General features: G+C 42.8%; 2 protein-coding genes. Both read left to right on the forward strand.

Annotated features, from left to right (window positions below):
• The first annotated feature begins 197 nt into the window (after positions 1-197).
• Positions 198-677 carry a GNAT family N-acetyltransferase gene (locus AB4496_RS20950; protein WP_017100229.1) on the forward strand — a complete coding sequence of 160 codons (480 nt, stop codon included), beginning with the start codon at positions 198-200 and terminating at the stop codon, positions 675-677.
• An 83-nt stretch (positions 678-760) separates the two neighbouring features.
• On the forward strand, positions 761-1490 hold a 730-nt coding region (locus tag AB4496_RS20955; protein ID WP_372131855.1), incomplete at its 3' end, for an NUDIX hydrolase.

The raw sequence follows: 1490 nt of genomic DNA on the forward strand, positions 1-1490 counted from the left end.
AGCTACAGCAAAAGCCATAGCTTCTATATTCGTTTAATTCAAAATCATTCAAACAGAATGGCCACGTAATGTGGCCGTTTTTGTATCTAAAATACACACTTCAAACAATGAATTAATTCAATAACTTGTATAGATACTCACGCCAAGTAAACTAGACTCAGTTTAGATATTAATTTGGTTTGAGAAGCGCAATAGTCATGAATGTCACCTTAAGGGCTGCAAAGCACACGGATTTGGAACAACTTAACGAGTTAATGTTCGATCTCCACCATCACCACCACCTTGCAAGCCCAGAGCATTTTAAAACGGCCGAAGAGATTGAGCAGGAAAAAAGCATTGCACGTTACCTAGATGATCCTGAATGCTTAGTCTACGTGGCATTAAAAGGTGAACTCATTGTTGGCTTTATCTCCGGACATTTTTGTGAGCTTATCTCAACGGTGAGTAAACCAGTGCCGATGGGGAGTGTCGATGAACTGTTTGTCTTGCCTGATTATCGAAAAGAATCGATTGCTGAAAAGTTGTTTAGCAAAGTTGAAGCGACTTTTGATGATTATGGGGTTGAACAAGTCTTTGTAGAGGTTTGGGACTTTAATTCGCCTGCCAAGGACTTCTATCAAAAAATGGGGTTCACACCTCACATTCAATGGATGAGGAAGGCTTTGCACAAAACGTAGACAGCGATTTTGTGTGGCTTTGATTACAATAGACTCGTGTATTAGCAGTCTTAAATTTCTTCTCTTATTTTTAGGTAAACTCGTTGGTTATTAGATATTTTTTCGTTTTCATACTGTCTCTTTTGAGTACTACTTCCGCTTGGGCTAACAACACTTTGCCCGATCATATCGCGGGCGCTTTGTGTGTAGTACGTGCTGATAACCAAATCGTGTTGGTTGATGAATTGATCACGGGGCAATTGTCTCTACCGGGAGGCACTGTGGTTTCTGGTGAGCCGCCTGCCATCGCAGCGCAACGAGAAACTTGGGAAGAGGCGGGCTTGTCCGTGACGGTCGGTGATGTGTTGGGATATACCGACAGTGCCGTTGTGTATGATTGTGTCTCTGACTCTGAAGTGATCAGTTTTCAAACTCGAAATGAGCTAGGTGGTTTTGAACTACCTATCTGGTTTGCTCCTCATTATGGCGTGGAAGTTAGTAGAGCGATGTTACTTCCTCCCACTGAGTTGGAAGCAAAGCAATATCGTTACCCAGAGCAGTGGTCAGAGATTAATGAGTTGTTTTTATCTGCGACAGATCAACCTGTGACGTATGTGACTGAGCTGGTGGGCGCGGCACCCCAAGTCCATCAAGTTGAACTAAATTGGATTGTGTCGCTTCAAAACGTGTTCGATAAGATGCCAAGCTTGTTTGCGAATACTGTACTTTTAACTGACTCGTTAGCGAAGCCTTGGGTTTTCATCGTGATATTGCCGCTAATTGCTTGGCATTTTGGCCGTAACTTCGCGTTGAAGTTTGGCTTCACTTTGATCT

Source organism: Vibrio sp. 10N.222.46.A1 (assembly GCF_041473595.1).
Lineage (GTDB): Bacteria > Pseudomonadota > Gammaproteobacteria > Enterobacterales > Vibrionaceae > Vibrio > Vibrio tasmaniensis_A.

What these genes read in the sequence shown, in the direction of transcription:
- AB4496_RS20950 (WP_017100229.1), top strand. Translation starts at nt 198, where the DNA reads ATGAATGTCACCTTAAGGGCTGCAAAGCACACGGATTTGGAACAACTT.